Consider the following 6460-nt stretch of genomic DNA (forward strand, 5'->3'; position numbering starts at 1 on the left):
CTTGGCGCTCGGTCCCGGGTACAGGTTGTAGGCGAAGACCTCGTGCAGCGTGTCGCTGCGGTCGTGCACGACGACCTGCTTCCCGCCGAAGTGCGTGTGCCGGAAGGGCGGCGCGACGTAGAGGATCGACCGCGGGGTGAAGGTGCCGAGCTCGTCGAAGGTCACCCAGCCCTGCAGGTCCACCAGGGCGAGCGCGAAGAACGCGGCGTTGGCCGGGATGATCCCGATCGAGGGGTACCCGTAGTGCAGGCCGCCGGCCTTGAAGGGCACGACGATGAGCGACTGCTCGCTCAGCCAGGTGAGCGTCTCGGCCTTGGTCGGCGCGAACTCCTCGTCGAAGACGTCGCGGTAGCGCGGCTTGTTCGTGGGCAGGTCGTCGGCGATGCGCATGCAGTCCGGGTCGCGCCGGCGCATGTAGTCCTCTGTGTAGTTGACGGCGATGCCGTTCTTGCACAGGACGACGTCGGCCTCCTTGAACGGGGTGCCGTTCACGTCGTACTCGACGTCGAAGACGGACCCGCCCTCACGGCCGAGGCAGAGCTCGTAGAGCTCCTGGCGGCTCGAGGGGACGATCACGTCCGGGCAGGCGTCCAGGGCGGCCCGCACGGCGGGCGGCAGGTTGAGGTCGGCAAGTACCGGGTGCACATCGATCGACACGTAGCGCTCCTCGCGGCGGTGCGGAGTTGTGTGGGCCTCCGCCAGGACGCGGAAGCCGACTTGACCCCGACGTTACGTCCAGTAGAGCGGGAGGCGATAGGACCTTCGGATGGCCTGCTCAGGATGCGGACAGAGTCGTCAATTTCGCATTCAGGTCTGTGGCATTTCTCATTAATGCCAAATGCTCACCAAGTGTTGGTCAAGCCCGCATTTCGCCGCAGGGCGTGCTGACGCGGGTTCCGGCCCCGCGGAGCGGGGTCGGTCGGGGTGAGAGGAGGGTCAGTCCCAGAACGGGGGGAGGTCGTCGGGCGCGCCGGTCAGGTGCGCGAGCTCCATGTCGATCTGGTCGAGCACGACGAGCTCGGGGGTGATCTCGAGCGTCTGCATCACAATCTCACTTCGGTGTGGGGGACTGGCCTACCGCACCATCGTCACAGGTCAGAGCACAGATCTCCTGGGACCTCCGGCCCGATCCCGAGAATTCACACGTTCGACACCTGGTGTGGTCCTGGCAGCCTCCGACGGGTTGCCCGGGACCCTCCAGGCGGCTCCGGGCGCGGGTCGCGGGCCCTGGTCGACGGCCCGCCGGAGCCCGGTGGGCCGTCGCACCCGACCCCGGCTCGGCAGGCGCTGCGAGATCGGGCCGACCTCAGCCGGAGGCAGAAAGAATGGCGTGCTGCGCGAGCCTGGTCGCATATTCCGGACGGACGCCGACGGTCCTGACCGTCTGCAGGACATGATCGGTGACGCCCCGTCCTGCGAGCTCCTGCTGCAATTCCTCGACCTCGGCAGTCCCGTGCACCGTCGGGTCGACGGTGGTGCGCACCTGCACCGCGACCCCGGCCTCCAGGACGGCGTCCAGGCAGGCCCAGGCCGCGGCCCCGCTGCCCGCGACGCCGGTGATCGCCGGGTAGCGGGGAGCCGAGGCCTTGAGGTCGAGACCGACCCAGTCCACCCACGGGAGGACGGCCCGCAGAAGGCGCGGGTACGCGCCGGCGGTGTGCAGACCCACGCCGAAACCGAGCTCGCGGACCGTGCGTACCGCCGGGAGCAGGGCGGCCTGGCGGGTGGGCTCCCCGCCGGAGAAGACCACGCCGTCGAGCAGCCCGGTGCGTCGCGCGAGCAGGTCCGTCACCGCCGACCACGGGACCGTTCCCGGGGTGCGGCTGTCCAGCAGCCCGGGGTTGTGGCAGTAGGTGCAGCTCCACGGGCAGCCCTGGAGGAAGGCGGTCGCGACGATCCGCCCCGGCCAGTCGCAGGTCGAGAGCGGGACCAGGCCGGCGATCTGGAGCGCCTCGGCGCGGGCGGGGCTCCTCACGTGGGCGGGGCTTCTCATACGAGGACGGCCGAGCCCTCGAGGAAGGGCGTGCGCTCGGCGTGCTCGCCCTTCTTCCCGATGTTGAAGGAGCTCACCGGCCGGTGGTAGCCCATCACGCGGGTCCACACCTCGCAGGCGACCGGCTCCGCCCCCGGGTTCTCCTGCGCGCAACGCTCGCAGGTGGGCTGCTCGCCCGCGAGGTACCCGTGCGTCGGGCAGATCGAGAAGGTCGGCGTCACGGTGATGTAGGGCAGACGGAAGCGCGAGAGGGAGCGCCTGACCAGCTCGCGGCAGGCCGCGGCGGAGGTGACGCGCTCGGCCATGTACAGGTGCAGGACCGTGCCGCCGGTGTACTTCGTCTGGAGCTCGTCCTGGAGCTCGAGCGCCTCGAAGGGGTCGTCGGTCCAGCCGACCGGGAGCTGGGAGGAGTTCGTGTAGTACGGGTTCGACGCCGGACCGGCCGTGAGGATCTCGGGGAAGCGCTTGAGGTCCTCCTTCGCGAAGCGGTAGGTCGTGCCCTCGGCGGGAGTGGCCTCGAGGTTGTACAGGTGTCCGGTCTCCTCCTGGAACTCCACCATCCGGGCGCGGACGTGGTCGAGCAGGTCGACGGCGATCGCGCGGCCGTCAGCGCTCGTCAGGTCGAGGGCGTCGGCCGTGAGGTTGCGGACCATCTCGTTGATGCCGTTCACGCCGATCGTCGAGAAGTGGTTGCGCAGGGTGCCGAGGTAGCGCTTGGTGTACGGGAACAGGCCCTCGTCGATGTACCGCTGGATGACGGTGCGCTTGATCTCCAGGGAGTCGCGCGCCAGGCCGAGGAGCCGATCGAGCGCGGCGTACAGGCCGGCCGTGTCGCCGCGGTGCAGGTAGCCGAGACGTGCGCAGTTGATCGTCACGACGCCGAGGGACCCGGTCTGCTCGGCCGAGCCGAACAGACCGTTGCCTCGCTTGAGGAGCTCGCGCAGGTCGAGCTGGAGCCGGCAGCACATGGAACGGATCTGGTTCGGCTCGAGCTCGGAGTTGAGGAAGTTCTGGAAGTACGGGAGCCCGTACTTGGCCGTCATCTCGAAGAGGCGCTCGGCGTTCTCCGACTCCCACGGGAAGTCGTGCGTGATGTTGTAGGTCGGGATCGGGAAGGTGAAGACCCGTCCGCTCGCGTCTCCCGCGGTCATCACCTCGATGTACGCGCGGTTGATCATGTCCATCTCGACCTGCAGGTCGCCGTAGGTGAAGTCCACGGCCTCCCCGCCGATGACGGGCACCTGCTCGCGCAGGTCCTCGGGGCAGGTCCAGTCGAAGGTGAGGTTGGTGAACGGCGTCTGGGTGCCCCAGCGGGACGGGACGTTGAGGTTGTAGACGAGCTCCTGGATCGCCTGGAGGACGTCGTCGTACTCCAGCGCGTCGACGCGGACGAAGGGCGCCATGTAGGTGTCGAAGGAGCTGAAGGCCTGCGCTCCTGCCCACTCGTTCTGCATCGTGCCGAGGAAGTTGACGATCTGCCCGATCGCCGAGCCCAGGTGGCGCGGGGGGCGGGCCTCGACCTTTCCGGGCACCCCGTTGAGGCCCTCGGTGAGCAGGGTGCGCAGCGACCACCCGGCGCAGTAGCCGGAGAGCATGTCGAGGTCGTGGATGTGCACGTCGCCGTTGCGGTGCGCCTGGCCGACCTCCGGCGGGTAGACGTGCGAGAGCCAGTAGTTGGCGGTGACCTTGCCCGAGGTGTTGAGGATCAGCCCGCCGAGGGAGTAGCCCTGGTTCGCGTTCGCGTTGACGCGCCAGTCGGAACGGTCCAGGTACTCGTTGATCGAGGCGCCCACCTCCACGACGGTGCGGGCGTCGGCACGCAGCCGCTCGTGGGCGTCGCGGTAGGAGATGTACGCCCTGGCCGTCGTGGTGTGCCCGGCCGTGAGCAGCGCCAGCTCGACGGCGTCCTGGATGTGCTCGACCTGCGGGTAGGCGACCCCCTCGGCCACCAGTCCGCGCACCACCTCGTCCGCGATCGCCGCAGCGGCGTCGGCGTCGAGCTCCCCGGTGGCGGCGCCGGCGCGGCGGACGGCCGAGCCGATCCGGCTCGCGTCGAAGGGCTGGGTCGCGCCCGAGCGGGTCAGGACGCCGATCGGGGCGCCGGTGGAGGGGGACGGATCGGGCAGGTCGGACACGGACACGGCGGTTCTCCCCAGGTGACTACATCTAGTGGTGGTCGCGGCTCGATGCCGCAAGATGTGCCAGTTCTAGGCGCTCGCCGCCGGCGCGGATGGGACCGAGGTCCTCGGCCGTGCGTGGCGGCAGGGGAAACTCGCGGCGTGTCGCTGACGACACGCCGAAGCTCGATCGACTTCCCACATCTAGTGGCGTGTCGCGCTGCGAGGCCCCATATGTGGTGTCTTACTGTCGGGGCTTCTCGCACCGGACTCAGCCGGGAGCGCCTCGGCGGACACCCGCCGTGGCGCTCTCCGTCATGCCCGCCTGCGGGGTGATCGACACTTCGTGACGACAGGAGCACTCGATGACCGTGACCGACGACCGCCTCCGGGAGGCGGGCCCCTCCGCTGCCCGTGACCTCCCGCCCGCCCGGTCAGGAGTGCGGGTGACCAAGCGCGACGGGAGCCGCGAGCCCTACGACGCCGACCGCATCAACCGAGCGATCGAGCGGGCCGCCGCCGGGCTCCCGGACGCCATCGCCAAGGTCACCCAGGTGGCCAGCGAGCTCGCCATCACGCTCTTCGACGGCATCACCACCGAGCAGCTCGACGAGGCGGCCATCGGCGTGGCGGTGCAGAACGTCAAGGAGGACCCGGACTTCGACACGATCGCGGCCCGGCTGCTGCGCAAGGTGATCTACAAGCGGGTGCTCGGTGACTTCGAGACGGACCTCGAGCTCGCGCTGCTGCACCAGGCGCGCTTCCCCGGCTACGTCCGCGAGGCCGTCGAGGAGGGGATCCTCGACCCGCGGCTCGTCGCGTTGTTCGACCTCGACGCGCTCGCGGCGGCGCTCGACCACCACCACGACGAGCGGTTGCGGTACATCGGCACGGTCACCATGCGGAACCGCTACATGATCACGGGGCGCGACGGCGCCCCGCTGGAGGTCCCGCAGTACTTCTGGATGCGCGTCGCCATGGGCCTGTGCCTCAACGAGGCGGACCCGACCGCCGCCGCCGTCGAGATCTACCGGACCATCGCGCGCCTCGACTACCTGCCGGCCGGTTCCACGCTGGTCAACGCGGGCACCCGCTACCCGCAGCTGTCCAACTGCTTCGTCATGCAGATGGACGACGACATCGAGCACATCGCGACCTCCATCCGGGACGTCATGTGGTTGACCAAGGGCACCGGCGGGATCGGCCTCTCGGTGACCAAGCTGCGCAGCGAGGGCTCGACGATCGCCTCGAACAACACGACGTCGACCGGCCCGATCCCCTTCATGCACACGATCGACTCGACGCTGCGAGCGGTGTCCCGTGGGGGCAAGAAGTTCGGTGCGTTGTGCTTCTACATGGAGAACTGGCACCTGGACTTCGCGCAGTTCCTCGACCTGCGGCAGAGCTCCGGCGACCCGTACCGCCGCACGCGCACCGCCAACACCGCCGTGTGGATCTCCGACGAGTTCATGAAGCGCGTCGCCGCCGACGAGGACTGGTACCTCTTCGACCCGGCCGACACCCCCGACCTGGTCGAGCTCGTCGGGCGGGAGTTCTCCGAGCGGTATGCGCACTACGTCGCCGAGGCGCGCGCCGGTCGACTGCCGCGACACCGCCGGATGAAGGCCCGCGAGCAGTACACGGCGATCCTGCTGTCCCTCCAGGCGACCTCCCACCCGTGGCTGACCTGGAAGGACACGATCAACTCCCGCGCGCTGAACGACAACGCCGGCACGATCCACCTGTCCAACCTGTGCACGGAGATCTGCCTCCCGCAGGACCGCGACTCGATCGCGGTGTGCAACCTCGCCTCGGTGAACCTCTCGACACACCTGGTCGACGGCCAGATCGACTGGGAGCGCCTTGCGGCCACCACCCGCACGGCGGTCCGCCAGCTCGACAACCTCGTCGACATCACCATCTCCTCCGTGCCGCAGGCGCAGCACGCCAACTCCACGCACCGCGCCGTCGGTCTCGGGCTGATGGGCTTCACCGACGTGACCGAGCGGCTGGGCCTGGCGTACGAGTCGCAGGAGTCCTACGAGCTGATCGACCGGATCACGGAGTTCGTCAGCTTCCACGCGATCGACGCCAGCGCCGACCTGGCCCGCGAGCGTGGTGCCTACCCGGCCTTCGAGGGCTCCGGCTGGTCCAAGGGCCTCGTGCCGATCGACACGATCGCGCGACTGGAGGCCGACCGTGGCGTGCCCGTGCAGGTCGACCGCACCACCCGGATGGACTGGGATGCGCTGCGCACCAAGGTCGCCGGCGGGATCCGGAACGCGACGCTGATGGCGATCGCCCCGACGGCCTCGATCGGCCTGGTCGCCGGGACCACGCCGGGCCTGGA

At 69.5% G+C, this 6460-nt stretch carries 4 protein-coding genes; 1 reads left to right on the top strand and 3 read right to left on the bottom strand.

Annotation, left to right across the window (positions count from 1 at the left end; all coding sequences use genetic code 11):
- From ABWK99_RS12110 to ABWK99_RS12120, 3 genes are all read right to left on the bottom strand, one after another.
- A partial coding sequence (locus ABWK99_RS12110) for a DUF4914 family protein (RefSeq protein ID WP_372594956.1) occupies window positions 1-657 on the bottom strand: 657 nt, incomplete at its 3' end.
- 649 nt (window positions 658-1306) lie between these two features.
- On the bottom strand, window positions 1307-1975 hold the full coding sequence (locus tag ABWK99_RS12115; RefSeq protein WP_372594957.1) for an anaerobic ribonucleoside-triphosphate reductase activating protein: 669 nt from the start codon (window positions 1973-1975) through the stop codon (window positions 1307-1309).
- A 14-nt stretch (window positions 1976-1989) separates the two neighbouring features.
- Entirely contained in the window at window positions 1990-4134 is a 2145-nt protein-coding gene (locus ABWK99_RS12120) for a ribonucleoside triphosphate reductase (protein ID WP_372594958.1), read from the bottom strand.
- 341 nt (window positions 4135-4475) lie between these two features.
- Here ABWK99_RS12120 and ABWK99_RS12125 point away from each other — a divergent pair.
- A partial coding sequence (locus ABWK99_RS12125; protein WP_372594959.1) for a ribonucleoside-diphosphate reductase subunit alpha occupies window positions 4476-6460 on the top strand: 1985 nt, incomplete at its 3' end.

This window comes from Actinotalea sp. (assembly GCF_041597215.1).
GTDB lineage: Bacteria > Actinomycetota > Actinomycetes > Actinomycetales > Cellulomonadaceae > Actinotalea.